This is a genomic window from Achromobacter sp. HNDS-1, from assembly GCF_040084795.1.
GTDB classification, from domain to species: Bacteria; Pseudomonadota; Gammaproteobacteria; order Burkholderiales; family Burkholderiaceae_B; genus Achromobacter; species Achromobacter ruhlandii.
This window is the reverse complement of sequence record NZ_CP157584.1, coordinates 4,026,791-4,053,679: the sequence shown is the minus strand read 5'-3', so window position 1 is coordinate 4,053,679 and position 26,889 is coordinate 4,026,791. Positions and strand designations below refer to the sequence as shown.

Genomic DNA, 26,889 nt, shown 5'->3' with positions numbered 1-26,889 from the left:
AGACGATACGACTACTTCTTGGCCGGCGCCAGCGTCAGGATCCATTCGGCCAGCAGGCGGGCGTCTTCCTGGCTGACGTGGGTTTGCGCCGGCATCGGCACGGCGCCCCAGGCGCCGCGGCCGCCCCCGCGGATCTTGCCCGCCAGGTAATCCACCATGGCATCTCCCTGCCCGGCGTAGCGCTCGGCCACGCTGGCCAGCGGCGGTCCGACGCGCTTGACGTCGACCTGGTGACAGGCCATGCAGGCCTTGCTCTTGGCCAGATCCAGGCCGGTGGTTTGCCCCTGGGCCGCGCCGGCGGCCAGCAGGCCGGCGGCGACCGCCAACAGACTACGTATCAAATGCATCGGTTACCGCCCCACGGCTCGCGGTGCTGGCGAGCTTGCCGAACTTGGCAAGCACACCGCGTGTATAACGCGGCTTGGGCTGGACCCAGGCCTGGCGACGAGCCGCCATTTCTTCGTCGCTGATATTGAGCTGCAACAGCAGCTGGTGGGCATCGATGGTAACCGAATCTCCCTCCCGGATCAGCGCGATGGGCCCGCCCACGAAGGCCTCGGGCGCGACGTGGCCGACCACCATACCCCAGGTGCCGCCGGAGAAGCGGCCATCGGTGATGAGGCCCACGGTTTCGCCCAGCCCCTGTCCGACCAACGCGGAGGTCGGCGCCAGCATTTCGCGCATGCCTGGCCCGCCCTTGGGGCCTTCGTAGCGGATCACCACCACGTCGCCGTCGCGGATCTGGCGCGCCATGATGGCGGCCATGGCGTCATCCTCGGAATCGAAGACCCGCGCCGGTCCGGTGATGACCGGGTTCTTCAGGCCGGTGATCTTGGCCACGCAGCCTTCCGGCGACAGGTTGCCCTTGAGGATCGCCAGGTGGCCCTGGGGATAGAGGGCGCGGTCCAGCGGCATGATCACGTCCTGGTCGGCGCGCGGCGTATCGGGCACGTCGGCCAGCGATTGCGCCACGGTCTGGCCGGTGATGGTGATGCAATCCCCGTGCAGCAGGCCGGCGTTGAGCAACAGCTTCATGACCTGCGGAATGCCGCCGGCACGATGCAGGTCGGTCGCCACGTATCTGCCGGATGGCTTGAGGTCGCACAGCACCGGCACGCGCTGGCGAATGCGTTCGAAGTCGTCGATGGTCCAGGGCACCTCGGCGGCGTGGGCGATGGCCAGGAAATGCAGCACGGCATTGGTCGAGCCGCCCGTTGCCATGATGACGGAAACGGCGTTCTCGATGGACTCGCGCGTGATGATGTCGCGCGGACGCAGCCCCCGCCTGACGGCCTGCACCAGCACCCGGGCCGATTCCGCCGCCGACACGACCTTTTCGTCGTCCTCGTTGGCCATGGTGCTGGAGTACGGCAGGCTCATGCCCATGGCTTCGAAGGCAGAGCTCATGGTGTTGGCGGTGTACATGCCACCACAGGAGCCCGAACCGGGGATGGCGCATTTCTCGATCTGCTTGAAGTCGGCCTCTTCCATGCGGCCCATGGTGTATTCGCCGACCGCCTCGAACACCGAGACGATGGTCAGGTCCTTGCCCTGGTAGCGGCCCGGCTTGATGGTGCCGCCATAGACGTAGATGCCCGGCACGTTCATGCGCGCCAGGGCGATCATGCCGCCCGGCATGTTCTTGTCGCAGCCGCCGATGACCACCACGCCGTCCATCCACTGGCCCTGCGCGGCGGTCTCGATACAGTCGGCGATGACCTCGCGCGACACCAGCGAGTACTTCATGCCCTCGGTGCCCATGGACATGCCATCGGAAATGGTGGGCGTGCCGAACACCTGCGGATTGGCCTTGGCGCCGCGGATGGCCTCGATGGCGGCATCGGCCAGGCGCTGCAGGCCGCTGTTGCACGGCGTGATGGTCGAATGGCCATTGGCCACGCCGATCATGGGATTCTCGAAATCGGCTTCCTGGTAGCCCAGCGCGTAATACATGGCGCGATTGGGAGCCCGGGCGACGCCGTGCGTGATGTGGCGGGAACGTTCATTGTGCGACATGGTCTGTTGTCTCCTGTCGGCCGTCAGGGCGCGGACATGGCGATCGCGCCCGGGTGGGTAGCCAGCTCGCTCGCGGGCGAGTCTCGGGATACACCGGCATGCTGGGGCTTGCATGTCGATCTACCGCGGGGCTCGCCGGTTATTATCATTCAACTTCATTGTGTCGGGCGGAACATGCTGCAATATCCAAAATTCGACCCCGTTGCCCTGCAGATCGGGCCCCTGTCCATCCATTGGTACGGGCTGATGTACCTGGTGGGCTTCGCGCTGGTATACGTGCTGGGCCGGCGCCGCATCACGCGCGGCCATACCACCTCCCTGAACGTGCGCGACCTGGAGGACCTGATCTTCTACAGCGTGCTGGGCGTGGTGCTGGGCGGACGGCTGGGCTATGTGCTGTTCTACAAGCCGAGCTATTACCTGGCGCATCCGCTGGAAGTGGCCTACCTGTGGGAAGGCGGCATGTCGTTCCACGGCGGGCTGATCGGCGTGATCCTGGTGATGCTGCTGTTCGCCCGCAAGAAGGGCTTGCCCTTCTTCGCCGTCAGCGATTTCATCGCGCCGCTGATCCCGCTGGGGCTGGGCTTTGGCCGACTGGGCAATTTCATCAATGGCGAGTTGTGGGGCCGCCCCACCGACGTGCCGTGGGCGATGGTGTTCCCGAGCAGCGGCGACGGCATCGCGCGCCATCCGTCCCAACTGTATGAGCTGGGGCTGGAAGGCATCGTGCTGTTCGCGCTGATGTGGTGGTTTTCGAGCAAACCGCGCCCCCTGGGCCAGGTGAGCGCGGTATTCCTGATGGGCTACGGAACGTTCCGTTTCCTGGTGGAATTCACCCGCGAGCCGGACAACTTCCTGGGCCTGCTCGCGGGCGGGTTGAGCATGGGACAGTGGCTGTCCCTGCCGATGGTCGCCCTGGGCGCCATCATGTTCGTGCTTACTGCAAAACGATCGTCCCGTTGACCGAAATGCTGACCGTGACGTCCCCTGCTTCCAGGGGGACGTCCGCGCTGTAGCCGGCGCCACCGGAAGCGTCCTTGGCCATGGCGCCCATCATGCGCGGCATCGGCGTGACGCCGCCGGCGCCGCCGAGTTCGAGCTTGCTCAGGCGGTAGCCCGAGAAGCCGAAGGCGTTGGCCGCGGCCAGCGCGCGATCCTTGAAGGCCTGCGCGGCTTCCTTGAGCAGCTTGCGCTCCTCGGCCTCGCGCACCTCGCGCGACAGCGAGAAGCTGATGTTGGAAATGGCGGTCTTGTCCGACAGCTTCGAGGCCAGCGCGGCGGCGGCGGCAAAATCCTTCGATTCCAGGATGATCTCACCCTGGCCACGCCAGGTGGTGCTGGTCTTGCCCTTGCTGCTGCTGGTGGAATTGGGCCAGACGTTGAAGCTGCCGGTGCGCACGTCGACGCCCTTGGTGTCGCGCGCGCGCTTGGCCACGTCGTCCAGCATCTCGGTCAGCTTCTTGCCGGCGGTGGGCTGATCCGCCGCTTCGGTCTCGGCCGACAGCGAGATGCGCACCGTGTCCTGCTTGACCTCGGAGGAGGCGGTGGCCTGCAACGTCAGTTCCGGCGACCGGTTGGCGGCGGATTCCGCCGTGGCGGGAGCCGTCGTCGGTGCCTGCGCAAAAACAGGCTGCGCCAGCGAGAGAGCGGCCACGGCCGCGCACGCCGCGCCAAGTTTGGTCAGCGAAAAAACGGGGGATTTCGACATGGACTGGTCCTATGAGGGAGGACGATGGGGGAGGCGCCCGACGCGGACCTGCGCTCGTGGCAGGTCCGCTGGGATAGATGCCCCGCCTGTGCCGTCAAGGCCGGCATCTCGAACCCTGAGGTTCAAGGTGGTCGCGTTCCGAAGAGCGTCGGGTTCGTCTACGAGAGACAATCGCTCCAGCTCTGCACTCCCGCAACCAATATGCCATAAGACATAGGTTCAGAGAATGTATGGCCAGGTCACGGACACGGCAGGGACAAACTGAAAAACTTGAAAAAACCTGGGTGAAAACCGCTTATGAACGTCAGAGCAGCTTTTCTTGCCCTGACAGCGCGTCGTCTAGGACTGCGTTCATGTCCTCGATTCTACGCTTGAAGTCGCCGACCGCCAAACCGCCCAGCGGACCATCGGGCGCCTTCATGGCGAGCAGCTCGCCCGCCACCTGCAACGCGGCCATCACCGCGATGCGTTCGTTGCTGGAAACCTTGCCGGTGCCCTGGATGCGCAGCATGAGCTGGTCGACGTGGCGCACGGCAGCCAGCAGCGTGGGCTTTTCTTCGGCCGAGCACGCCAGCGAGTAGTCGCGCCCGAGTATCGTTACATCTACGCGTTCCATCAGTGTTGCTCTCCGGACGGCGCACCCGGCAGACGGGCCAGGACGGCGTCGATGCGCTCGCGGGCCGCGGCGGCGGCCACGCGCAGGCGCTGTAGTTCGGTGTCGCGGCTTTGCAGGTTGCCCTGCAGTTCGGTTTCGCGGGCGGAGAACCGCGCCTCGAGCGACTGGCGTTCGGCGGCTTCGCGAGCGAGCTGTTCGCGCAAGGCCACTTCGGCCTTCTGCGCCTGCTCCAGCATCGCGGTGACGGCGCCGTCGTTGTCCTGCAATTTGGCCTGCAGGGCGGCAATATCGGCGTCGCGGTCGGCGGCGCGTTGCTTGAGCGCGCGCGTCTCCGCTTCGGTTTCGTTCAGGCGGGCGCGCAATGCGTCACGCTCGGCATGAAGTTGCCGGGTGCGTTGCACCAGTTGCCCGATACGGGCGGCGAGTTGGTCTAGGTCTTGCAGCATGGGCGCTATCGTAAACCATCCAGGTGGGAATCGGGCCGCTTCACGCAAGGTGAGAAACACGGCAATATTCAGTAGGAAATGCAGCGGCATGGCCGGCGGCGGGCAACATACCTGATCAGGCACAACTAGAAAAGTCCCGCGCGTCCGGCAAGCGGCAGGTCACGCGAACCTGCTTTCGCATTTCTTTCTATCAACTTTCACTTAGCTTTCAAACAACCCTCAATCTGACCGCCCCGTTACATCTGGGGATCGGGAGTTCCCCAATTTTAGGGAAAACCCCAGGCTTTCACCTAGCTTACAGGGTTTGCATCGCTGCAGGCGTCCATTACCATTCGCCCTTTCAAGAAGCCACGCCGAAGCTTTCAGAAGAACACCGGGCACCGAGTCGTGCCTTTTTTGTGCCTGTCACATGGCTTTCCGGCAGCCGGGGCAGATCACAAACCTCTTTTTATCTACATGCTGTAAACAGGAGCCAACCAATCATGCAGCTACGCAATCGACAGGACTTCTGGTCGGGGGTGATGTTCATCGCCCTTGGACTGGGATTCGCCTGGCAAGCCAGCAGCTACCAAATGGGTACTGCCGCCCGTATGGGCCCCGGGTATTTTCCTTTCTGGCTGGGCATTGTCCTCGCATTGCTGGGTGCCATCGTGCTGCTTGGCTCGATGTCGAAGAAGGCCCAGGAAACCCACGTCGACAAGTTCGACTGGCGCATCGTGTTCCTCGTGGTCGGATCCGTGGTCGTCTACGGCCTGGTCCTGAAACTGCTGGGTATCTATATCTCGGTGTTCCTGCTGGTGGTGCTCAGCAGCCTGGCCAGCCACGAGTTCAGCCTCAAGGTCGCCGTCGCCAACGGCATCTTCCTGGTGGTGTTCTCGTATCTGGCGTTCGTCAAGGGGCTGGGGCTGATTTTCCCGCTGTGGCCGTCGTTTCTGGGCATGAACTGAGGAGCTACCGGTCATGGAATTGTTTGACAACCTGATGTTGGGTTTCTCGGTGGCGTTCACGCCCGAGAACCTGTTGTACGCGCTGCTGGGCTGCGTTCTGGGTACGCTGATCGGCGTGCTGCCGGGCATCGGCCCGGTCCCGACCATTGCGATGCTGCTGCCGATCACGTACGTGCTGCCGCCGGTGGCCGGCCTGATCATGCTGGCGGGTATCTACTACGGCGCCCAGTACGGTGGTTCGACCACGGCCATCCTGGTGGCATTGCCAGGGGAAACGTCCGCGGTGGTGACCGTGCTGGACGGTCACCAGATGGCCCGTAACGGCCGTGCTGGCGCCGCGCTGGCCATCGCCGCCCTGGGTTCGTTCTTCGCCGGTTGCGTGGCCACGCTGCTGCTGGCCGCCTTCGCGCCCCCGCTGGCTGAAGTCGCTTTCAAGTTCGGCCCCGCCGAGTACTTCTCGCTGATGTGCCTGGGCCTGGTCGGCGCCGTGGTGCTGGCCTCGGGTTCGCTGCCCAAGGCGATCGCGATGATCATCCTGGGTCTGCTGCTGGGCATGGTCGGCACCGACGTCAACTCGGGCGTGGCCCGCTTCGACTTCGGCGTGCCGGAACTGCAGGACGGCATCGACTTCGCCATCGTGGCCATGGGCGTGTTCGGCTTCGCCGAAATCATGACCAACCTGGAGCAGAAGGAAAACCGCGTCGACATCACCGACAAGATCGGCTCGCTGTACCCGAACAAGCAGGAATTCAAGGAATCCGCGCCCGCCGTGCTGCGTGGCACGGCCCTGGGTTCGGCCCTGGGCATCCTGCCGGGCGGCGGCGCGGTGCTGTCCTCGTTCGCGTCGTACACGCTGGAAAAGAAGATCTCGAAGAATCCGGAACGCTTCGGCAAGGGCCACCCGGCCGGCCTGGCGGGCCCCGAATCGGCCAACAACGCGGCCGCGCAGACCTCGTTCATCCCGCTGCTGACCCTGGGTATCCCGGGCAACGCCGTGATGGCGCTGATGGTCGGCGCGATGACGATCCACAACATCCAGCCCGGCCCGCAAGTGATGACGAGCCACCCCGAGCTGTTCTGGGGCCTGATCGCCTCGATGTGGATCGGCAACCTGATGCTGGTGGTGCTGAACCTGCCGCTGATCGGCCTGTGGGTCAAGCTGCTCAAGGTTCCCTACCGCATCCTGTTCCCGGCGATCCTGGTGTTCTGCACGATCGGTGTGTACTCGCTCAACTACAACTCGTTCGACATCTTCACGACGGCCATGTTCGGCGTCGTGGGCTATGTCTGGTCGAAGCTGAAGTGCGAAGGCGCGCCGCTGCTGCTGGGCCTGGTGCTCGGCCCCATGATGGAAGAGAACTTCCGTCGCGCCCTGCTGCTGTCGCGCGGCGACTTCAGCACCTTCGTGACGCGTCCGCTGTCGGCCTCGCTGCTGGCCGTGGCGGTGTTCCTGGTGATCCTGGTGGCCCTGCCGGCGATCCGCAAGAAGCGCGAAGAGACTTTCGTCGAAGAAGACTGAGGACGGCGCCGCCGCATTGCGCGGCGGTTTCGCTCCCGCCCAAACCCCCGGCTTGCCGGGGGTTTTTCTTTGGCCGCGCGGTTGCGCCTGCGCCGAGCGCGTGCCGCGCTCGAAACCAGTTGCTACAACTCAATACAGAGTGTGGATGCAAACGCCGGCATCTACGTTAAGCTACGGGTTTACCCCCACGCGATGATTCGAGATGAATTTCGACTGGAACAACCCCTATCCCACAACGCGCACGCCGGTCTTCGCCCGCAACATCGTGGCCACTTCGCAGCCGCTGGCGGCGCAGGCCGGGCTGCGCGTATTGGCCGGTGGCGGCAACGCGGTGGATGCGGCCATCGCCGCGGCCGCGACGCTGACGCTGACCGAACCCGTCAGCAATGGCCTGGGATCGGATTGCTTCGCCATCGTCTGGGACGGCTCCAAGCTGCATGGCCTGAACGCCTCGGGGCCGGCGCCCGCCGCCTGGAGTCCGGACTATTTCCGCCGCCGGCACCAGGGCGCGATTCCGACCCGCGGTTGGGACAGCGTCACGGTGCCGGGCTGCGTGGCCGGCTGGGCCGCGCTGCATGAAAAACTGGGCCGGCTGTCGTTCGCCGACGTGCTGGCGCCCGCCATCGACTATGCCGAGCGCGGCTTCGCCATCAGCCCGATGGTGCATCAGAAGTGGGCCGCACAGGCCGACGTGCTGCAGCCGCAACCCGGTTTCGCCGAACACTTCCTGCCGCGGGGCCGGGCGCCGCACATCGGCGAGCACTTCACGCTGAAAGGCGCCGCGGCGACGCTCAAGCGCATCGCCGCCAGCGGCGGCCGCGATTTCTACGAAGGCGAAACGGCCCACAAGCTGGTGGCCCATGCGCAGGCCCACGAGGCCGCCATGACGCTGGCCGACCTGCGCGACTACGCGCCGGAATGGGTGACGCCCGTCAGCCAGGCGTATCGCGGCCATACGCTGCACCAGATTCCGCCCAACGGCCAGGGCATCGCCGCCCTCATCGCGCTCGGGATCCTGCAGAACTTCGACCTGGCGGCGCGGCCGATCGATCATCCCGACACCCAGCACCTGCTGCTCGAGGCCATGAAGCTGGCCTTCGCCGATGTCTATGCGCACGTCGCGGACGCGCGCCACATGCGCGTGACGCCCGAACAGATGCTGCGCGCCGACTACCTGGCCGAACGCGCGCGGCTGATCGATCCGAATGTCGCCCAGGCATTCGCCTGCGGTCATGCGCCGCAGGGCGGCACGGTCTACCTGACTGCCGCCGACCGCAGCGGCATGATGGTCAGCTTCATCCAATCGAACTACATGGGGTTCGGTTCGGGCGTGGTGGTGCCGGGCACCGGCGTCAGCCTGCAGAACCGCGGCCATTGCTTTAGCACCGAAGCCGACCACCCCAACGCGGTGGCGGGTGGCAAGCGCCCCTTCCACACCATCATCCCGGGCTTCCTGATGCGCGACGGCGCGCCGGTCATGAGTTTCGGCGTGATGGGCGGCAACATGCAGCCGCAAGGCCAGGTGCAGACGCTGGTGCGCATGCTCGACTACGGCCAGCAGCCGCAGGCCGCTTGCGACGCGCCGCGCTGGAAATGGAACCAGGGGCTGGCGGTGGATGTGGAGCCCTCGATATCCGCCGCCGTGGCGCAAGGCCTGCGCGCCCGCGGCCACGTGCTCGAAGGCATCGACGACCCGTACATGGATTTCGGTTCCGGCCAGTTCATCTGGCGCCTGGGCGACCCGGCGGTGGATGGCTACGTCAGCGCCAGCGACAGCCGTCGCGACGGACTCGCCGCCGGCTTTTGATTGCGTTAAGGTTACTGCCTCAGGTTTTCCTTTCCACAGCGGAGTCCCCTGCATGGCATCGATCGGTACCAAGAGCTACGACGCAGTCGTGGCCCAGAAAGTCGCATTCCTCGGATTGGGCGTGATGGGCCTGCCCATGGCCGGCCACCTGGCCCGCGCCGGGCACGACGTCACCGTCTACAACCGCACGCCGTCCAAGGCGCAGGCCTGGGCCGCCGAGTTCGGGGGCCGCAGCGCCGTGACGCCGCGCGAGGCCGTGGCCGGCGCGCAGATCGTGTTTGCCTGCGTCGGCAATGACGACGACCTGCGCAGCGTGACGCTGGGCCCCGATGGCGCGTTCGCGGGCATGGCGCCGGGCGCGGTGTTCGTGGACCACACCACCGCCTCGGCCGACGTGGCGCGCGAGCTGTACGCGCAAGCCAAGGACCTGGGCCTGAATTTCATCGATGCGCCGGTATCCGGCGGCCAGGCCGGCGCGGTCAACGGCGTGCTGACGGTCATGTGCGGCGGCGAGCAGGCGGTGTTCGATGCGGTCAAGCCGGTGGCGCAGGCCTTCGGCCGCGCCGTCACGCGCGTGGGCCCGCCGGGCGCCGGACAACTGGCCAAGATGGTCAACCAGATCTGTATCGCCGGCATCGTGCAGGGCTTGTCCGAAGCCGTGGCGTTCGGCCAGGCGGCCGACCTCGACATGAAACTGGTGCTGGATGTGATCAGCAAGGGCGCGGCGCAGAGCTGGCAGATGGAGAACCGCGGCGGCACCATGGTCGACGACAAGTTCGACTTCGGCTTCGCGGTGGACTGGATGCGCAAGGATCTCGGCCTGGTGCTGGCCGAGGCGCGCCACAACGGCGCCCGGCTGCCACTGACGGCGCTGGTGGATCAGTTCTATGGCGACGTGCAGAAAATGGGCGGCGGCCGCTGGGATACGTCCAGCCTGATCAAGCGCCTGCGCGATTGACCGACCGTCTGACAAAAAAAAAGCGGCCCCGAGGGGCCGCTTTTCATTGCGTCATGCGGCCTGCAGCGCACCCCGCGCCGGGGCCAGGTCGAGGGCGTCGATACGCTGGCGCGCCAGCGCCACGCCTTCGAGCGCCGCGACTTCGCCCATGGCCATGCCTTCGGCGGCGATGAAGGTGACCTCGTTCATGCCCAGGAAGCCGAGCATCTGCCGCAGGTACGGCGTCATGGTGTCGTTGGGGGTGCCTTCGGCCTTGCCGCCACGCGCCGTCAGCACGAACACCTGCTTACCCTTCACCAACCCCTCCGCCACGCCTTCCGGCGTATAACGGAACGTGACGCCGGCCCGGGCCACGTGATCCAGATAGCTCTTGAGCTGGGCCGGCAGGGTGAAGTTGTATACCGGCACCGCGAACACGATGCGGTCGGCCTGCAGCAGTTCCGCGATCAGGGCGTCACTGCGTTCGACGATGCGCTGCTGCTCCAGGGTGCGCGCATCGGCGGGCGTGAACAGCGCGCCGGCGGTGGCGCCGTCAAAGTACGGCAGCGGCTCGGCGCCGATATCACGGGTGGTGATAACAGCGGCGGGGTCGGCCTGCTTGATGCGGGCCACCATGTGATCGGCCAGCTCCTTGCTGTGCGAGCGGTTGCCGAGAATCGAGGACAGGATGACGAGGGTCTTCATAACGTGATCTCCAGTGCGGACCGCGAAAAGCGCGGGTCTTGAGTGCATGGCTTCACTGTAGATCGCTTAATTGATCACATAAACCCGGGTATGATGAACTGTTCGTTCCAAGCATAGAACAATCATGCAAGATCTAAATGACCTCTATTATTTTTCCCAAGTCGTAGAGCAAGGCGGCTTCAGCGCGGCGGCGCGGGCCCTGGATATCCCCAAATCCCGCCTGTCGCGCCGTATTTCCCACCTGGAGGAAAGCCTGGGCGTGCGGCTCCTGCACCGCACCACGCGGCGCCTGCGCCTGACCGCCGCCGGGGAACGCTATCTGCACTACTGCCGCGAGATGGCTGCCTCGGCCCGCGCGGCCGACGACGCAATGCGCCAGTTGCAGGCCGAACCCACCGGGCCGGTGGTGGTGAGCTGTCCGGTCTCGATCGCGCAGGACGTGCTGGCGCCGCTGCTGCCGGAATTCCTGGACGCCTGGCCGGCCATTTCGGTCCAGCTGCTGGTGACCAACCGCCGGGTGGACCTGATCCGCGAAGGGGTCGACCTGGCGCTGCGGGTGCGCACCAAGCTCGATACCGACGCCGAACTGGTGGTGCGCCACCTGGGCACGGCGCGCGGCACGCTCGTGGCCAGCCCGGCCTACATCCAGCGCCACGGCGCGCCCGACACGCCGCAGGACCTGGCCTCGCACACCACCCTGAGCTTCAGCGACCCGCAAAACGAAGTGCGTTGGCCGCTGCGCAACGACAAGGGCGAAGAGGTGCATATCGAACTCAAGCCGCAGTTGTCGTGCAACGACTTCATCGTGCTGGTGGAGGCCGCCGTGCGCGGCCGCGGCATCGCGTTGCTGCCGTCGATCGCGACCCAGGAGGAACTGCGCCGCGGCCAACTTGTGCCGGTCCTGCCGCAGTGGCAGTCGCCGGAAGGCATCGTCCACTGCATCTATCCGTCGCGGCGCGGCATGATGCCGGCGGTGCGCACCTTGCTGGATTTTCTGTCGCAGCGCCTGCCTCCCACCTACCAGCGGCTGGAGAAGCAAGGCGCCACGGCGCCTGCCGCTCAGTAGCCGCGCTCGCGCTCGACCACGCCGGTGATGGGCTCGCCGCGCATCAGCCGGGCGACCTTGCCGGCAATCTGCTCGATGCTTTCGTCGCGCAGCGTGCGGGCGGCGATGTGCGGCGTGACATGCACGCGCGGATCGCGCCAGAACGGATGGTCCTTGGGCAGCGGCTCGGTATGGAACACGTCGAGCGTCGCGCCGGCGATCTCGCCCTCTTCCAGCATCCGCACCAGGTCTTCCTCGACCAGGTGTTCACCACGGCCGACGTTGACCAGGTGCGCCTCGGGCAGCAGTTGGCCGAGCGTGTCGCGGTTGAGGATGCCACGGGTGTCGGGCGTGAGCGGCAGCACGTTCACCAGGAAGCGAGTGCGTGCCAGGAAGGCCGGCAACGCGTCCTGCCCGAAGAAGGACTCCACGCCGGGGATATCGCGCGGCGTGCGCGACCAGCCCGCCACCGGATAACCGAACTCGGCCAGCGTCTGCGCCACGCGCGCGCCCACCTGGCCCAGGCCCAGCACGCCCACCGGCCAATCGGCCTGGCGCGTGCCTTCGCGGGTATCCCAGTGCTGACGCGCCTGTGATTCGTCGAAGGCCTGGAAGTCGCGCGACACGCGCAGCAGCGCGTACAGGGCGTACTCGGCCATCTGCACCGACATGCCCGCGTCCTCGAGGCGGACGATGCGCACGTGCGGCGGGATTTCCTTCATCTTGAGCAAGGCATCCACGCCCGCGCCCAGATTGAACAGCGTCTCGATGCGGGTCTCGTGCCGGAACAGTTCCACAGGGGGTTTCCACACCAGGGCGACCTCGGCGCCGGAGGGCGGGCCATCGGGATTCCAGACGGAGATGCGACAGCCGGGCATGGCGGCTTGCAGGCGCGGAACCCAGACGTCGGGGTCGTGCAGGGGGCAGGCGAAAAGGATATGCATGGCTAGATCCGGACGGGCTCGGGAAATCGCAAGCATGGGGGAAGACGGCGCACAAATCAAACGGCCCGGCATGAAAGCCGGGCCGTGTCTGCACGCGGAACGCGAGGCCGGTCAGGCGGCTTGCGTCACTTGCGGCTTGTTCTTGTTCTTGCCGCGGCGCAGGAAAGCCCACACCTGCAGCAGGATCAGCAGCGCGCTGGCGCCGATGAACCAGGCGCTGATCGGACGTTCGACGAACACCGCCAGGTCACCGCGCGACAACAGCAAGGCGCGACGGAAGTTCTCTTCGACCATGGGCCCCAGCACGAAGCCGAGCAGGATCGGCGCGACCGAGAATTCCAGCGTCATCAGGACGGCGCCGATCACGCCGAAAGCCAGCACTTCCCAGATCTGGAAGAGGCTGTTCTGGGTGCTGAACACGCCCACCGCGATGAAGAACAGCGCCGACGGGAACAGGTAGCGGTAAGGCACCTGCAGCAGCTTGACCCAGACGCCGATCAGCGGCACGTTGAGCACCATCAGCAGCACGTTGCCAACCCAGAAGCTGGCGATCAGGCCCCAGAAGATGTCCGGATGCTCGGTGATCAGCTGCGGGCCGGGCTGGATGCCCTGGATCAGCAGCGCGCCCAGGATCAGCGCCATCACCGCGTCGCCGGGGATGCCCAGGCTCATCGTGGGGATGAAGTCGACCTGCGTCTTCGAGTGCGACGAGGCTTCGGGCGAGGCCACGCCGGCGATCATGCCGGTGCCGAACTTCTCGGGCGTCTTGGAAATCTTGCGTTCCAGCGCGTAGGCCACGAAGGTGGTGATGGTCGGGCCGGTGCCGGGCATGGCGCCGAACAGCGTGCCCACGGCGGTGCCGCGCACCATTGGCCAGAAGGCCGTCTTCAATTCCTGCTTGCTGGGACGCATGTCGCGCAGGCGCAGCTTGGCGCCGCTGCCGATGATGGTCATGCGGTTGACGCTCATCAGGAAGTCGGCCACGCCGAACAGGCCCATCGAGATCGCCACCAGTTCCAGGCCGTCGGACAGGTCGAGCAGGCCGAACGAGAAGCGGATGGTGCCGGTGTTCACGTCGGTGCCGACCACGCCGCACATCAGGCCGAACAGCGTCATGGCCACGCCCTTGAGCGGCGAACCGCGCGACATGGTGGCGCCGGCCAGCAGGCCCAGCAGCATGATCGAGAAGATCTCGGTCGGGCCGAACTTGAAGGCGACTTCGACCAGCAGCGGCGAGGCGAAGATCATGACGATGATGCCGACCGAGGCCGCGAAGAACGAGCAGATCATCGTAATGCCGAGCGCCGTTCCTCCCTTGCCCTGTTTGGTCAATGGATACCCGTCAAGGCACGTCACCGCGTGCGGCGGGTGCGAAGGCAGGTTGAGCAGGATGGCGCCGATGGCGCCGCCGTATTGCGAGCCGTAGAAAATACCGGCCAGCATCAGGATGGCAGGCACCGGCTGCATCACGTAGGTCAGCGGCAGCAGGATCGAGATGGCCGACAGCGCGCCCATGCCGGGCAGCACGCCGATGAGGTTGCCCACCAGCACGCCGAAGAACGACCACATCAGGTTGTGGAGCTGGAAGGCGACGCCGAAGCCGTACCAGAGGTCGGTTAGAGCTTGAGAAATCATGGCGCATCAACCCCAGCGAAACAGCGGCAGCTGCAGTTGCAGCGCCCACCAGAAAACCACCACCGCGATCACGGACATGCCGACCGACAGCACGAAAGCCTGCTTGACCGTGTTCTTGCGGTCGCCCAGGGCGGAGATGAAGACAATGGCAAACGTGGCGGGCAGCAGGCCGCCATAGTGGCCCAGCAGCAGGAACGCGAGCGTACCCAGCAGGATGCAGACGCTGCCGCGCAGATCGGGCAGGCCATGCGCATGGCCGTCACCCGGGGCGGGCGGCGTGGATTCGCCGGAACGCGCCGAGATGGCGATCAGGATTCCCGTCAACGCCAGCAGGCCGCCCAATGCCGCGGGGAAGAACCCCGGACCCATGTGGCTGAGCGTTCCGATGTGATAGTCCGTACCACCGTAGATCGCCCCCAATCCGATAAGGACCATCAGCGCGCCGCCGTAATAGTCCTTTCTATTAATTGTTTTTTGCACTTCCATCCTCCTGAAGCAGGGCCGTGCCGGCCCTCGGGATGGCGCCAAGAGCGTGCGCCATCCGGCTCTTTACAACAAGCCGGCTGGCAGATTACGGAAGGAAGCTGCTAATCCGCTTTCTATGCGCTGTCGCAATCCTGAATCCGGGGGTTATCCCTGATGGAAAACGGTGTGATGCGCAATGCGGACTAGGAGGAAGGAATGAAAGCTTCGCGGAATTATTGTTCGCCGGTGAACTCGACGTCGGCGGGCCGCGGATACTGCGACACGGTCGTCGCCAGCGGCAACCACAGCACCGAGGCCAGGCCCACGCCCCCCTGCGCATTGGGTTCGCCGTCGCGCAGTTCGATATCGCCGTCGTTGCGCCGCGTATAGGCGCGGGCGATGGCCAGCCCCAGGCCCGACCCCGATGAGGCCACCGGCTTGTCGGTGCCGACGCGCTCGAAGCGGGCGAAGGCGCGGGCGCGCAGCATCGGTTCCAGGCCGGGGCCGTTGTCGGACACGGCGACCTCGACCCGGTCGCCGAGCCGGCTGACCGAGACGGTGATGCGGGCGCCGACCGACGCGTAGTGGATGGCGTTGTGCACCAGGTTGGACAGCGCCTCGTGCAGCTCGGCCTCGTTGCCGGACACCGGAGCGTCGATTTCCTGGCCTTGTCCGTTGGCGGCCTGCACCCAGCCAAGGTCCTGCTGTTTTTCGTGCGCCAGCGGCAGGTATTGCAACACCACTTCGCGCGAGACCGCGTTCATGTCGAGCAACTGGCGCGGCAACGGGTCCGCCTGGTTGGCGTGCGCCAGCGACAGCAATTGCTCGGTCAGGCGGCGGGTGCGCCCCAGCTGATCGACGATGGCGCGCAAGCCTTCCTGGGCGCGCGCCGGATCGCGTTCGCGCAGGGCGTATTGCGCCTGGGTCAGCATGATGGCCAGCGGCGTACGCAACTGGTGCGAGGCATCCGCCAGGAAATGCGATTGTTCTTCGAGGACGCGGCGATAGCGGGCGATGTGGTGATTGACGGCATCGACCAGCGGCGCCACTTCGCTGGGCACGCGCGAGGCGTCGAGCGGCGTCAGGTCATCGGGCCGGCGGTTGCGGATGTCGGCGCGCAGGCGGCGCAGCGGCTTCAAGGCCCAGGACACGCCCCACCAGACCAGCAGCACGACCAGCGCCAGCATGCGCGCATCACGCAGGATTTCCTGGCGCCGGGCGTTGTTCTCGGCCTCGATGCGCTTGCCGGTGCTTTCGGCGACCAGCACCAGCACCTGACGGTGCGCGCCCTGGTAATACAGGTCGCGCACCAGCGACACTACCCGCACCGGGTCGTTGCGATAGACCCCGTCATAGAACACCGGCAGGCCATTGGAACGGGGCCAGGTCGGCGGGCGCGGCAGGTCCGGCATGCCCAGCAGCGTCTTGCCCTGTTCGGCCGGAACCGGGGAATCGTCCGGCAGCGGCGGATCGATCTGCTCGATGCGGAAATACTTGCGCAGCCCGGCGCGCGACTCCAGCATGACCTGGGCGTACAGCGGCGTGGCCACCTGCAACGCGCCGTCGGGCGTGAATTCCAGGCTGCTTTCGAGCACGCGGGCGGGCTCGACCAGGGCGCTGTCGTAGGCCTCGTTGGTGATCTCGGACAGGGTGCGGTAGTCGTTCAGGCTGTCGATGACCAGCAGCGCCACCACGCCGGGCAGCAGCAGGATGATCAACAGGGCGCGAATGCCGACCCGCGGCAACCCAGGGATCCGGAGGCTCACGAGGGTGTCAGGAGTCGGCGGCTTCGCTGGCGACGCTTTCCAGCATGTAGCCGAGCCCGCGCACGGTGACGATGCGCACGTCGCTGCCGGCGAGCTTCTTGCGCAGGCGGTGCAGCACCACCTCGATGGCGTCGGGGTTGGCCTCGCTGTCGTGGGTGAAGACCTTGCCGAACAGCTGCGACTTGTCCACCGGATAGCCGCTGCGGGTCAGCAGCGCCGCCAGGGCGGCGTGCTCGCGCGGGGTCAGGAACAACAGCGAGCCGTCGAGCGTGAAGGCGCGGCTCTCGCTGTCGTAGGACAGCGAGCCGCACTGCAGGCGCGGGTGCTGGCGGCCGCGGCTGCGGCGCACCAGCGCGGTCAGGCGGGCTTCCAGTTCTTCCAGCGCGAACGGCTTGGTGAGGAAGTCGTCGGCGCCCAGGTTCAGGCCGCGCACGCGGTCCTGCAGCGCGCCCTGGGCGGTCAGCAGCAGCACCGGGGTGCGGTCGTCGCGGTTGCGCATCTCGCGCAGCACCACCAGGCCATGCTTGTCGGGCAGGCGCAGGTCCATGACGATGGCATCGTATTCGGTGCCCGCCATGAAGGCTTCGGCCGTGCGGGCATCGGCCGCGTGATCCGGCACGAACCCGCTCTGCGCGAGCGCGCGCATCAGCCAGGACGCCATGTCCCGTTCATCTTCAACCAACAATATGCGCATGACCGTCCGTTCCTTCGGGCAAGTTCTCTGCCGTCCGCTGCCCATGCACGCGCTGACGCAGGTAGCGGGTTTCGTGATGACGCCGAAAGAGGATTGCCGACAACTCGTTCAACGCCTGGGTATAGACGTCCCGCTTGAACTCGATCACGGCATCCAGCGGCACCCAGTACTGGCTCCAGCGCCAGGCGTCGAATTCCGGATGCTGCGTCGCGCGCAGGCAAACGTCGCTGTCACGTCCCACCAGGCGCAACAAGAACCAAATCTGTTTTTGTCCTTTATAGTGGCCACGCCACTCACGCCGGACGAAGTGATCGGGCACGTTATAACGTAACCAATCGCGTGTACGCCCCAAAATACGGACATGCTCGGGCTTCAGGCCCACCTCTTCATGGAGCTCGCGATACATGGCCTGCACCGGGCTTTCGCCGTACTTGATGCCGCCCTGCGGGAACTGCCAGGCATGTTCCCTGATACGCTTGCCCCAAAAGACCTCGTTTCGACCGTTGACGAGAATGATGCCGACATTGGGGCGGTAGCCTTCGCGGTCAAGCATGGGCCACCCCCACCGAATTCAATACAATTACAGTCGATTATACGTATCTGCTGCCACCTTTAAACATGCGCGCATCCAACTACCACATCAACACCCTCAAAGAAGCCCCTTCCGAAGCCGAAGTCGCCAGCCACCAGCTGATGACCCGGGCCGGCATGATCCGCAAGCTCGCGGGCGGCATCTACACCTACATGCCCCTGGGCCTGAAGATCATCCGCAAGGTCGAGGCCATCGTCCGCGAGGAAATGAACGCCTCGGGCGCGATCGAGCTGCTGATGCCGGTGGTTCAGCCGGCCGAGCTCTGGATGGAATCGGGCCGCTGGGAGCAATACGGCGCGGAACTCCTGCGCATCAAGGACCGGCACCAGCGCGATTTCGTGCTGCAGCCGACCTCGGAAGAGGTGATCACCGACATCGCCCGCAACGAGATCCACAGCTATCGTCAGCTGCCGCTGAATTTCTATCACATCCAGACCAAGTTCCGGGACGAGCGCCGCCCCCGCTTCGGCCTGATGCGCGGCCGTGAATTCACCATGAAGGACGCCTACTCCTTCGACCGCGACGAAGCCGGCGCCCAGAAGAGCTACGACACCATGTACGCCGCCTACATGCGCATCTTCGGCCGCCTGGGCCTGGAATTCCGCGCCGTGGCGGCCGACACGGGCTCCATCGGCGGCACCCGCAGTCATGAATTCCAGGTGATCGCCGACACCGGCGAAGACCTGCTGGTCTACAACGCCGATTCCGACTACGCCGCCAACATCGAGCTGGCCGAGGCCCCCAGCCTGTACGCCGAACGCGGCGCGGCCACCCAGCCCATGGCCGACGTGGCCACCCCGGGCGCCGCCAAGTGCGAAGACGTGGCCCGCCTGTTGGACCTGCCGCTGGAACGCACGGTGAAGTCGATCGTCCTGGCCACCGACGGCGACAAGGGCAAGGTCGATATCTGGCTGCTGCTGCTGCGCGGCGACCACGAACTGAACGAGATCAAGGCCAGCAAGCTGCCCGGCCTGGCAGGCTTCCGCTTCGCCACCGAAAGCGAAATCGTCGAGCATTTCGGCTGCAAGCCCGGCTACCTGGGCCCGGTGCGCACCGCGCGCCCGGTGCACGTCATCGCCGACCGCACCGTGGCCAACATGGCCGATTTCGTCTGCGGCGCCAACCGCGAAGACTTCCACATCCAGGGGGTGAACTGGGGCCGCGACCTGCCCGAGCCCGAGCAAGTGGCCGACCTGCGCAACGTGGTGGCCGGCGACCCCTCGCCGGACGGCAAGGGCACGCTGTCGATCCAGCGCGGCATCGAGGTCGGACACGTTTTCTACCTGGGTAAAAAGTACTCCGAAGCCCTCAAGGCCACCTTCCTGGACGAGACCGGCAAGCCGGCCGTCCTGGAGATGGGCTGCTACGGCATCGGCATCACCCGGATCGTCGGCGCGGCCATCGAACAGAACCACGACGACCGCGGCATCATCTGGCCGCGCGCCATCGCGCCGTTCGAAGTGGTGATCTGCCCGGTGGGCTGGGGCAAAAGCGAAACCGTGCGTAACACCTCCTTGAAGCTGTACGAATCGCTGCTGGCGCGCGGCGTGGACGTCATCCTGGACGACCGCGATGCCCGCCCCGGCGTGATGTTCGCCGAGTGGGAATTGATCGGCGCGCCGCTCCGTGTAACAGTTGGAGAACGCGGTCTGAACGACGGTGTGGTGGAATTGCAGGCCCGTCGGGAAACCGAAGCGGCCAAGATTCCGGTAGAGTCCGCGCTTGAAGCCGTGCTGACGAAACTCGACACGCTGTAAACCTTATAGCAACTACGGACTTTTCGCGTCCCGACCCGCATCATCGAAACCCGCATCGTGACCGATCCGAAGTCCCCCGAATCCCGCCTGCAGGTCCGTGTCTACTATGAAGACACGGACGCGGGCGGGGTGGTTTTCTACGCCAACTACTTGAAATTCCTGGAACGCGCCCGCACCGAGTGGCTGCGCGACCTGGGAGTCAACCAATCCGGCCTGGCCGCCAGCGAGCAACGGCTGTTCGTCGTCCGCTCGCTGGACATGTCCTATCGCAAGCCGGCCAGACTGGACGATTTGCTTACCATACGCAGCCGGGTCACACGACTGGGCCGCGCTTCGATACACTTCGCGCAGCGCGCAGAACGGGACGGGGAACTGCTTGCCGAAGGCAATATCCAAGTCTGCTGCGTCGATGCCGTCAACATGCGGCCGGTGGAACTGCCGGCCGACGTCCGCGCCAAACTGGAATCAATTCAGGAATAACCATGCAAGCCACCAACGACATGTCGTTGCTTTCGTTGATTTCGCACGCCAGCGTGCCGGTCCAGCTGATCATGCTGATGCTCCTGGGCATCTCGATCATGTCCTGGACCTACATCTTCGCCAAGCGGCTGGCCATCAAGCGCGCCCACGCCCAGACCCGCCGCTTCGAGGATGATTTCTGGTCGGGCGGCGACCTGTCCATGCTGCAGCAGGCCGTGGCCTCGCGCCGCGACGAGCAAGGCGCCCTGGCCCGCATCTTCGACGCCGGCATGACCGAATTCCTGAAAGCCCGCCGCGGCAGCGCCAGCACGGACGCCACCGCCCTGCTCGACGGCCCGCGCCGCGCCATGCGCGCCGCCTACCAGCGCGAAATGGATGCGCTGGAATCGCACCTGAACTTCCTGGCTTCGGCCGGCTCCGTTTCGCCCTACATCGGCCTGCTGGGCACGGTCTGGGGCATCATGCACGCCTTCATCGGCCTGTCGAACATGCAGCAGGCCACGCTGGCCTCGGTGGCTCCGGGTATCGCCGAAGCGCTGATCGCCACCGCCATCGGCCTGTTCGCCGCCATTCCCGCGGTGGTCGCCTACAACCGCTTCACCAACGACATCGACCGCATCTCGATCCGCTTCGACAGTTTCGTCGATGAGTTCCTGAACATTCTGCAACGGCAGGTGCGCTAATGCCCTCGGTAAGCTCGCGCGGCAGATCCGGCCGCCGCATGAAGGCCGACATCAACGTGGTGCCCTACATCGACGTGATGCTGGTGCTGCTGGTCATCTTCATGGTGACCGCGCCGCTGATCACGCCGGGCCTGATCCAGTTGCCCTCGGTGGGCGCGGCGTCCGATGTCCCGGTCAAGCCGCTTGAAGTCCAGATTTCGGAAGACGGCAAGATCGCGCTGCGCATGCGCGAACCGGGCGCCACCCTGCAGGACATCGCCCGCCCCGAACTGGTGGCGCAGGTGCGTTCGCGCATCACCGCGGAAACCCCGGTGGTGATCGCGGCCGACGGCAAGGTGCCCTACGAGACGGTCGTGAAGGTCATGGACGAGCTGCGTACCAATGGCATCACCCGCCTGGGCCTGCTGGTGGACCAGTCCGCCGGCGGCAACCAGCCCGCTCCCGCGAAGAAACGCTAACGCGACGCCCTCCGCCGGCGCCGCCGGCTTGCAACGCTCATGACGCCACCCATCATTCGACACCACAGCGGCCCCCCGGCCACGCCGCCCAACAACGACAACCGGATCGCCCTGATCCTGGCGTTGCTGGTGCACGCGCTGCTGCTGGCCGTGTTGATCTTCAACCTGAACTGGCGCACCGAAAACCCCGGCCCGGTGGAAGTGCAACTGTGGGCCGACGGCAATTCGCCCGTCTCGCCCCCGCCGCAACCCCAGCCCGAGCCTCCCAAGCCCCAGCCCCAGCCCAAGCCGCAACCCGAGCCGGAACCGGAAAAGAAGCCCGAGCCGCCTCCTCCTCCGCCGCCGCCCAAGCCGGAAGCCCAGGTCCAGCCCAAGCCCGACGAAGTCGACCCTGAGATCGCCCTGCAGGAAGCCAAGAAAAAGCGCGAGCAGGAAGAAAAGGCCCGCCAGGCCGCCGAAGCGGCCAAGGAGAAGGCGCGCCTGGAAGAAGAGCGCAAGCAGGCCGAACTGAAGGAAAAGAAGCGCCTCGAACAGGAACGCCAGGCGGCCGAGAAAGCCGCGGCCGACAAGGCGGCGGCGGAAAAGGCCGCTGCCGAGAAGGCCGCTGCCGAGAAGGCCGCTGCCGAGAAGGCGGCCGCCGAGAAGAAGGCCAAGGAAGACGCCGCCAAAAAGGCTGCCGCTGACAAGGCTGCCGCCGACAAGGCCGCGGCGGAAAAGGCGGCTGCCGAGAAAGCCGCCGCTGAAAAGGCCGCGGCCGAAAAGAAGGCCAAGGAAGAGGCCGCCAAGAAGGCCGCCGCCGACAAGGCCCTCAAGGATGCGTTCCGCAACGACGCCCTGGGCGCGGCCGGCATCCCCGGCGGCACCGCCGACCGCAACCAGGCCGGTGGCGGGCGCGACAGCGGCTATGGCGCCAAGGTGCGCGCCTGCGTGCAGCCCGGCGTGGCCTACCCGCCGCCGCCGCGCAGCGGATCGGACAATCCGACGGCCCAATACCGGGTACAGTTAGGTTCTGACGGGAAGGTTAACGGGGTCACGTTGACCAGTTCTTCCGGCAACCCGGGCTTCGACCGCGCGGTCGAGACCGGCATCCGCCGTTGCAACCCCTTCCCCAAGCCTTCGACCGGCCGCTACGAGCCCATCATTGACGTTGTGTACAGAATGTATGATTGACAGGAGATTGCTGATTATGACTCCCGCCCATAGCCGACGAGCTTCCCCCCTCGTTCTCTGGCGATCGTATGGATTCGGCCTGTTGCTGCTGGCGCTTGCCTGCCTGATGGCCATCAAGCCCGCCCAGGCCCAGCTGCGTGTCGATATCTCCGGCACCGGCGCCACCCAATATCCCGTCGCCATCGCCGATTTCGCGGTGGACGACACCCATGGCCGCGCCCTGGCCGACGTGATCCGCGCCGACCTGACCCGTACCGGCCAGTTCCGCCTCATCAACGCCGCCGGGTCTGGCCTGAACGTCGATTCGCCCATCGCCCATGACGACTGGCGCGCCAAGGGCGCCGACTTCATCGCCTATGGCAGCATCGTGCGCGGCAACGACGGCCGCTACGACGTGCGCTACCGCCTGGCGGACACGGTCAAGAAGGGCCAGCTGGATGGCGTCGCATTCTCCGGCACCGAGCAGGAACTGCGCCGCGTCGCCCACCAGATCGCCGACCGCATCTATGAAAAGATCACCGGCGTGCGCGGCGTGTTCTCGACCCGCATCGCCTACGTGCTCAAGCAAGGCGCCACCTATGAACTGCAGGTGGCGGACGCCGATGGCCAGAATCCGCAGGTCGCCCTGCGCTCGCGCGAGCCGATCATTTCGCCGTCCTGGTCGCCCGATGGCTCCAAGCTGGCGTACGTGAGCTTCGAATCCGGCAAGCCGGTGGTGTACGTGCACACGCTGGCCACCAGCGCCCGCGTGCCGGTCGCCAACTTCAAGGGCAACAACAGCGCCCCCGGCTGGTCGCCCGACGGCACCCAGCTGGCCGTGGCCCTGACGCGTGACGGTCTGTCGCAAATTTACATCGTTAGCGCGGCCGGTGGCTCGAATATGAAGCGAGTTACGCGTTCTCCCGGGATTGACACCGAGCCGAGCTTTACGCCGGACGGCCGTTCCATTATCTTTACCAGTGACCGCAGCGGCGGGCCGCAGATTTACCAAACCGGCCTGGACGGTGGCGATGCTCGCCGCCTCACGTTTAATGGTGGTTACAACATCTCACCCCGAATTTCCCCCGATGGATCGACGCTGCTGTACGTTGCCAGACGCGATGGCGCGTTCCGTATCGCATCGTTGAACCTGTCCTCCGGCTCGGAGAACTTGTTGACCGATGGTCGTGACGATCAGTCGCCAAGCTTCGCGCCGAACGGCATGCAAGTCCTCTACGCCGCGATCCAAAACGGACGTAGCGTGCTTGCAGGTGTTTCGAGCGATGGTCGCGTACGGCAGACGCTTTCGGTACTGAACGGGGAAATACGTGAACCGACTTGGGGCCCATTTACCCGATAACACGTGTGACTCTCTTTGCAAAGGAACTATCATGAAGTCGCGCATTGCCAAAAGCCTAACCATCGCCGCTCTGGCCGCCACCCTGGCAGCTTGCAGCTCCGTCCCTCTCGACGATAAAGCGGGTCAGGGCGGAGGCGCTGGCCAAGGATCCTCGGCCTCCGGCCAGATCCTTGATCCCTTCAACCCCCAAAGCATCCTGGCGCAACAGCGCTCGGTATACTTTGACTTCGACAGCTACACGGTGTCCGACCAGTACCGCGGCTTGGTGGAAACCCACGCCCGTTACCTGGCCTCGCACCAGCAGCAGAAAATCAAGATCGAAGGCAACACCGACGAACGCGGCGGCGCCGAATACAACCTGGCCCTGGGCCAGCGCCGTGCCGACGCCGTGCGTCGCATGATGACCCTGCTGGGCGTCAGCGACAACCAGATCGAAACCATCAGCTTCGGCAAAGAAAAGCCGAAGGCGACTGGCTCGTCGGAAGCCGACTTTGCGGAAAACCGCCGCGCCGATATCGTTTATCAGCGCTAAGCTTTCCGTATAGTTAAGTGCCCCACCACGCGTCGGGACGGTCAACCGGCCGTCCCGACGTTTGCTTTTATCCCCCGGGAATTTTCATGCGCGATAACGTTCTGTCCCTGCGTCCCCTGATGGCGGCCACTGGCCTGGTGCTGGCCGCCCTGACGGCGCCCGCCCACGCTTTCTCCGATGATGAGGCCCGCAAGGCCATCCTGGATTTGCGCCAGCAGGTGCAGCAACAGAACGAGCAGAGCCAACGGGCCAAACTGCAATTGGCCGACCAGATCCAGGCGCTGCAGCAGGAAATCGCCCAATTGCGCGACCAGCTCGAACTGGTGTCGCGCCAGCAGCCCAGCGCCAATAAGCCGGGCGGCGCGCCAGGCGGCGCCAACCCGCCGGGCGCCACGGCCGGCGACCCGCAGGAGCAGGCCGCCTACGACGGCGCCATCGACCTGTTCCGCAAGGGTCAGTACAAGGAGGCGTCCGAATCGCTGGCCGCCTTCACCGCGCTCTACCCCGCCAGCCAACTGGCGCCCAGCGCCCAGTTCTACCTGGGCAGCAGCCGCTACGCCCTGAAGGACTTCAAGGGCGCCATCGAGCAATTGAACGCCATGGTGCAGAAGGCGCCCGACAACGCCCGCGCCCCCGACGCGCTGCTGGTCATCGCCGGCAGCCAGATCGAGATGAACAACCGCGCCGGCGCCAAGACCACGCTGCAGCGCATCGTGCGCGACTACCCGACCACGCCGGCCGCCAACACGGCCAAGAGCCGCCTGCAACTGTTGCAGTAATGGCGGAAGCCGCTTCCGCGGTCGCCGCTTACCGGCACATCCTGCGCCGCCGCGCGGGGCTCATCGCCCTGCTGCTGGCGGCGATTTGCATTGGGCTGCTGCTCGACTTCACGCTCGGCCCCTCGGGCCTGGGTTGGAGCGAGCTGTGGCGCACGCTGAGCGCGCCGGCGTCGGCCGATCCGACGCTGCGCGTGATCGTCTGGGACATCCGGCTGCCCTACGCCCTGATGGCCGCGCTGGTCGGCATGGCGCTGGGCCTGGCCGGGGCGGAAATGCAGACCATCCTGAACAATCCCCTGGCCAGCCCGTTCACGCTGGGCGTGTCGTCGGCGGCCGCCTTCGGCGCGTCGCTGGCTATCGTGCTGCACCTGGGGCTGCCCGGCATCCCCGACGGCTGGCTGATCGCCGGCAACGCCTTCCTGTTCGCCATGCTGGCGGCCCTGCTGCTGGACGGCGTGGCGCGCCGGGGCGGCATCAACACCTCGGGCGTGGTGCTGTTCGGCATCGCCATGGTGTTCACCTTCAACGCGCTGGTATCGCTGGTGCAGTTCACCGCCAGCGCCGAGGCGCTGCAGAGCCTGGTGTTCTGGACCATGGGCAGCCTGGCGCGCTCGAGCTGGACCACCGTGGCCGCCCTTGGGCTGGCGTTCGCGCTGGCGCTGCCGCTGGCCATGCGCCAGTCCTGGAAACTGACCGCGCTGCGGCTGGGCGAGGAACGCGCCGCCAGTTTCGGCGTGGACGTGCGCCGTGTGCGCGTGACGGCGCTGGCGCGCGTCAGCCTGCTGTCGGCGCTGGCGGTGGCGTTCGTCGGCACCATCGGTTTCATCGGCCTGATCGCGCCCCATATCGCCCGCCGGCTGGTGGGCGAGGATCACCGCTTTTTCCTGCCGGGCAGCGCGTTGGTCGGCGGCGTCATCCTGTCGCTGGCCTCGGTGGCGTCCAAGAACCTCGCGCCTGGCGTCATCGTGCCGGTCGGGATCGTTACCTCGCTGATCGGCATTCCATTCTTCGTCGCGGTGGTGCTGCGCCGGAGGCTGCCATGACGGGCGCCACGCGTGCGCCGGCGCTGGCGATCGACGGCATCAGCGCCGGCTATGGCGGCACGGACGTGCTGCACGACCTGTCCTTGCCGCGCCTGGGCGCTGGCGAGGTCACGGCCCTGCTGGGCCCGAATGGCAGCGGCAAATCGACGCTGCTCAAGGCGCTGGCGGGACTGGTGAAGGTGCGCGCCGGACAGGCGCGACTAAACGACCTGGAGCTGGCGCGGATGGATTTCGCCACCCGCGCGCGCCATCTGGTCTATCTGCCGCAAAGCCTGCCAGCCGCCGTGCACCTGCGCGTGTTCGAATCGGTGCTGGTGGCGGCCCGCGCCAGTGAGGCCGAGGGTCCGCCGACGGACCTGCACGGGATCGACCGGCTGCTGGAAAGGCTGGGCATCGGCCATCTGGCGCTGTCCTACCTGGACGCGCTGTCCGGCGGCCAGAAGCAGCTGGTGGGGCTGGCGCAGGCGCTGGTGCGGCGGCCGCGCGTGCTGCTGCTGGACGAACCGCTGTCGGCGCTGGACCTGAATTACCAGTTCCATGTGATGCGGCTGCTGAAACAGGAAACCGCCGACCACGGGCTGATCACGGTGATCGTGCTGCATGACCTGAACGTGGCGCTGCAGCACGCCGACCGGGCGGTGATGATCCATGGCGGCAGGCTGGTCGCCGCAGGCGCGCCGGCCGACGTCATCACGCCGGCCTCGCTGGCCGCCGTGTATGGCGTGCGAGGCCGGGTCGAGGCCTGCTCGCGGGGACGGCTGCAGGTGCTGATCGACGATCTGGAGGCCGATCCGCACTGACCCCGC

General features: G+C 66.1%; 28 protein-coding genes and 1 other RNA gene. 16 read left to right on the top strand and 13 right to left on the bottom strand.

Features of this window, described 5'->3' with window-relative positions:
• Positions 1-11: 11 nt before the first annotated feature.
• Positions 12-347, bottom strand: coding sequence for a c-type cytochrome (locus ABFG95_RS18830; RefSeq protein ID WP_054503554.1), 336 nt, complete (start codon positions 345-347; stop codon positions 12-14).
• Positions 331-2,016 carry a dihydroxy-acid dehydratase gene (gene ilvD, locus ABFG95_RS18825; RefSeq protein ID WP_049071362.1) on the bottom strand — a complete coding sequence of 562 codons (1,686 nt, stop codon included), beginning with the start codon at positions 2,014-2,016 and terminating at the stop codon, positions 331-333. The genes ABFG95_RS18830 and ilvD overlap by 17 nt, the downstream gene beginning before the upstream one ends.
• 174 nt (positions 2,017-2,190) lie before the next feature.
• On the opposite strand from ilvD, the gene lgt reads away from it, so the two are divergent.
• Complete coding sequence (gene lgt, locus ABFG95_RS18820) at positions 2,191-2,979, top strand: prolipoprotein diacylglyceryl transferase (RefSeq protein WP_049071361.1); 789 nt, start codon at positions 2,191-2,193, stop codon at positions 2,977-2,979.
• Here the strand turns inward: lgt and ABFG95_RS18815 are convergent.
• From ABFG95_RS18815 to ABFG95_RS18800, 4 genes are all read right to left on the bottom strand, one after another.
• Positions 2,954-3,724 carry an SIMPL domain-containing protein gene (locus ABFG95_RS18815; RefSeq protein ID WP_049071359.1) on the bottom strand — a complete coding sequence of 257 codons (771 nt, stop codon included), beginning with the start codon at positions 3,722-3,724 and terminating at the stop codon, positions 2,954-2,956. The genes lgt and ABFG95_RS18815 overlap by 26 nt on opposite strands.
• A gap of 75 nt (positions 3,725-3,799) precedes the next feature.
• A non-coding RNA gene (gene ssrS, locus ABFG95_RS18810) (6S RNA) lies at positions 3,800-3,984 on the bottom strand.
• A gap of 44 nt (positions 3,985-4,028) precedes the next feature.
• Positions 4,029-4,340, bottom strand: a complete 312-nt coding sequence (locus tag ABFG95_RS18805) for a cell division protein ZapA (protein WP_006388757.1) — start codon at positions 4,338-4,340, stop codon at positions 4,029-4,031.
• Positions 4,340-4,870, bottom strand: coding sequence for a hypothetical protein (locus ABFG95_RS18800; protein ID WP_100504555.1), 531 nt, complete (start codon positions 4,868-4,870; stop codon positions 4,340-4,342). Before ABFG95_RS18800 ends, ABFG95_RS18805 begins: the two co-directional genes overlap by 1 nt.
• A gap of 398 nt (positions 4,871-5,268) precedes the next feature.
• Here ABFG95_RS18800 and ABFG95_RS18795 point away from each other — a divergent pair, with 398 nt between their 5' ends.
• The 4 genes from ABFG95_RS18795 (at position 5,269) to ABFG95_RS18780 (ending at position 10,017) form a co-directional block, all read left to right on the top strand.
• A complete protein-coding gene (locus ABFG95_RS18795; RefSeq protein ID WP_049071356.1) occupies positions 5,269-5,733 on the top strand; it encodes a tripartite tricarboxylate transporter TctB family protein in 465 nt (154 codons plus the stop codon).
• 13 nt (positions 5,734-5,746) lie between these two features.
• On the top strand, positions 5,747-7,252 hold the full coding sequence (locus ABFG95_RS18790) for a tripartite tricarboxylate transporter permease (RefSeq protein ID WP_100504542.1): 1,506 nt from the start codon (positions 5,747-5,749) through the stop codon (positions 7,250-7,252).
• A 202-nt stretch (positions 7,253-7,454) separates the two neighbouring features.
• On the top strand, positions 7,455-9,059 hold the full coding sequence (locus ABFG95_RS18785) for a gamma-glutamyltransferase family protein (RefSeq protein WP_059269315.1): 1,605 nt from the start codon (positions 7,455-7,457) through the stop codon (positions 9,057-9,059).
• A 52-nt stretch (positions 9,060-9,111) separates the two neighbouring features.
• A complete protein-coding gene (locus tag ABFG95_RS18780) occupies positions 9,112-10,017 on the top strand; it encodes an NAD(P)-dependent oxidoreductase (protein ID WP_049071353.1) in 906 nt (301 codons plus the stop codon).
• A gap of 51 nt (positions 10,018-10,068) precedes the next feature.
• On the opposite strand, the gene ABFG95_RS18775 is transcribed toward ABFG95_RS18780, so the two are convergent.
• Positions 10,069-10,701: an NAD(P)H-dependent oxidoreductase gene (locus ABFG95_RS18775; RefSeq protein WP_278992735.1), complete on the bottom strand. Its 633-nt coding sequence runs from the start codon at positions 10,699-10,701 to the stop codon at positions 10,069-10,071.
• A gap of 124 nt (positions 10,702-10,825) precedes the next feature.
• Between ABFG95_RS18775 and ABFG95_RS18770 the strand changes: the two genes are divergently transcribed.
• Positions 10,826-11,767: a LysR family transcriptional regulator gene (locus ABFG95_RS18770; RefSeq protein WP_054416338.1), complete on the top strand. Its 942-nt coding sequence runs from the start codon at positions 10,826-10,828 to the stop codon at positions 11,765-11,767.
• Here the strand turns inward: ABFG95_RS18770 and ABFG95_RS18765 are convergent.
• From ABFG95_RS18765 to ABFG95_RS18740, 6 genes are all read right to left on the bottom strand, one after another.
• Positions 11,761-12,690, bottom strand: a complete 930-nt coding sequence (locus tag ABFG95_RS18765) for a glyoxylate/hydroxypyruvate reductase A (RefSeq protein ID WP_068953034.1) — start codon at positions 12,688-12,690, stop codon at positions 11,761-11,763. The genes ABFG95_RS18770 and ABFG95_RS18765 overlap by 7 nt on opposite strands.
• A gap of 111 nt (positions 12,691-12,801) precedes the next feature.
• Positions 12,802-14,325 (bottom strand): tripartite tricarboxylate transporter permease, encoded by a 1,524-nt coding sequence (locus ABFG95_RS18760; RefSeq protein ID WP_049071345.1) that lies wholly within the window; start codon positions 14,323-14,325, stop codon positions 12,802-12,804.
• Between the two features lie 6 nt (positions 14,326-14,331).
• Positions 14,332-14,811 carry a tripartite tricarboxylate transporter TctB family protein gene (locus ABFG95_RS18755; protein ID WP_049071344.1) on the bottom strand — a complete coding sequence of 160 codons (480 nt, stop codon included), beginning with the start codon at positions 14,809-14,811 and terminating at the stop codon, positions 14,332-14,334.
• Between the two features lie 212 nt (positions 14,812-15,023).
• Positions 15,024-16,556: a sensor histidine kinase gene (locus ABFG95_RS18750; RefSeq protein ID WP_278992734.1), complete on the bottom strand. Its 1,533-nt coding sequence runs from the start codon at positions 16,554-16,556 to the stop codon at positions 15,024-15,026.
• Positions 16,557-16,563: 7 nt separating this feature from the next.
• Positions 16,564-17,250: a response regulator gene (locus ABFG95_RS18745; RefSeq protein ID WP_020925157.1), complete on the bottom strand. Its 687-nt coding sequence runs from the start codon at positions 17,248-17,250 to the stop codon at positions 16,564-16,566.
• Entirely contained in the window at positions 17,231-17,803 is a 573-nt protein-coding gene (locus ABFG95_RS18740) for an RNA pyrophosphohydrolase (protein ID WP_049071340.1), read from the bottom strand. The genes ABFG95_RS18745 and ABFG95_RS18740 overlap by 20 nt, the downstream gene beginning before the upstream one ends.
• A gap of 65 nt (positions 17,804-17,868) precedes the next feature.
• Here ABFG95_RS18740 and ABFG95_RS18735 point away from each other — a divergent pair, with 65 nt between their 5' ends.
• The 10 genes from ABFG95_RS18735 (at position 17,869) to ABFG95_RS18690 (ending at position 26,883) form a co-directional block, all read left to right on the top strand.
• A complete protein-coding gene (locus ABFG95_RS18735; protein ID WP_049071338.1) occupies positions 17,869-19,599 on the top strand; it encodes a proline--tRNA ligase in 1,731 nt (576 codons plus the stop codon).
• Between the two features lie 57 nt (positions 19,600-19,656).
• On the top strand, positions 19,657-20,079 hold the full coding sequence (gene ybgC, locus ABFG95_RS18730) for a tol-pal system-associated acyl-CoA thioesterase (RefSeq protein ID WP_049071336.1): 423 nt from the start codon (positions 19,657-19,659) through the stop codon (positions 20,077-20,079).
• Between the two features lie 2 nt (positions 20,080-20,081).
• Positions 20,082-20,762, top strand: coding sequence for a protein TolQ (gene tolQ, locus ABFG95_RS18725; protein ID WP_049071335.1), 681 nt, complete (start codon positions 20,082-20,084; stop codon positions 20,760-20,762).
• On the top strand, positions 20,762-21,220 hold the full coding sequence (locus ABFG95_RS18720; protein WP_006392914.1) for an ExbD/TolR family protein: 459 nt from the start codon (positions 20,762-20,764) through the stop codon (positions 21,218-21,220). Before tolQ ends, ABFG95_RS18720 begins: the two co-directional genes overlap by 1 nt.
• 39 nt (positions 21,221-21,259) lie before the next feature.
• Positions 21,260-22,390 carry a cell envelope integrity protein TolA gene (gene tolA / locus ABFG95_RS18715; RefSeq protein WP_348994835.1) on the top strand — a complete coding sequence of 377 codons (1,131 nt, stop codon included), beginning with the start codon at positions 21,260-21,262 and terminating at the stop codon, positions 22,388-22,390.
• A 16-nt stretch (positions 22,391-22,406) separates the two neighbouring features.
• On the top strand, positions 22,407-23,729 hold the full coding sequence (gene tolB / locus ABFG95_RS18710; protein WP_049071331.1) for a Tol-Pal system beta propeller repeat protein TolB: 1,323 nt from the start codon (positions 22,407-22,409) through the stop codon (positions 23,727-23,729).
• Between the two features lie 31 nt (positions 23,730-23,760).
• Positions 23,761-24,261 carry a peptidoglycan-associated lipoprotein Pal gene (gene pal / locus ABFG95_RS18705; protein WP_006388738.1) on the top strand — a complete coding sequence of 167 codons (501 nt, stop codon included), beginning with the start codon at positions 23,761-23,763 and terminating at the stop codon, positions 24,259-24,261.
• 86 nt (positions 24,262-24,347) lie between these two features.
• On the top strand, positions 24,348-25,040 hold the full coding sequence (gene ybgF / locus ABFG95_RS18700; RefSeq protein WP_049071329.1) for a tol-pal system protein YbgF: 693 nt from the start codon (positions 24,348-24,350) through the stop codon (positions 25,038-25,040).
• Positions 25,040-26,083 carry an iron ABC transporter permease gene (locus ABFG95_RS18695; protein WP_238909540.1) on the top strand — a complete coding sequence of 348 codons (1,044 nt, stop codon included), beginning with the start codon at positions 25,040-25,042 and terminating at the stop codon, positions 26,081-26,083. The genes ybgF and ABFG95_RS18695 overlap by 1 nt, the downstream gene beginning before the upstream one ends.
• Positions 26,080-26,883 (top strand): ABC transporter ATP-binding protein, encoded by an 804-nt coding sequence (locus tag ABFG95_RS18690; RefSeq protein WP_175147078.1) that lies wholly within the window; start codon positions 26,080-26,082, stop codon positions 26,881-26,883. Before ABFG95_RS18695 ends, ABFG95_RS18690 begins: the two co-directional genes overlap by 4 nt.
• Positions 26,884-26,889 lie beyond the last annotated feature (6 nt).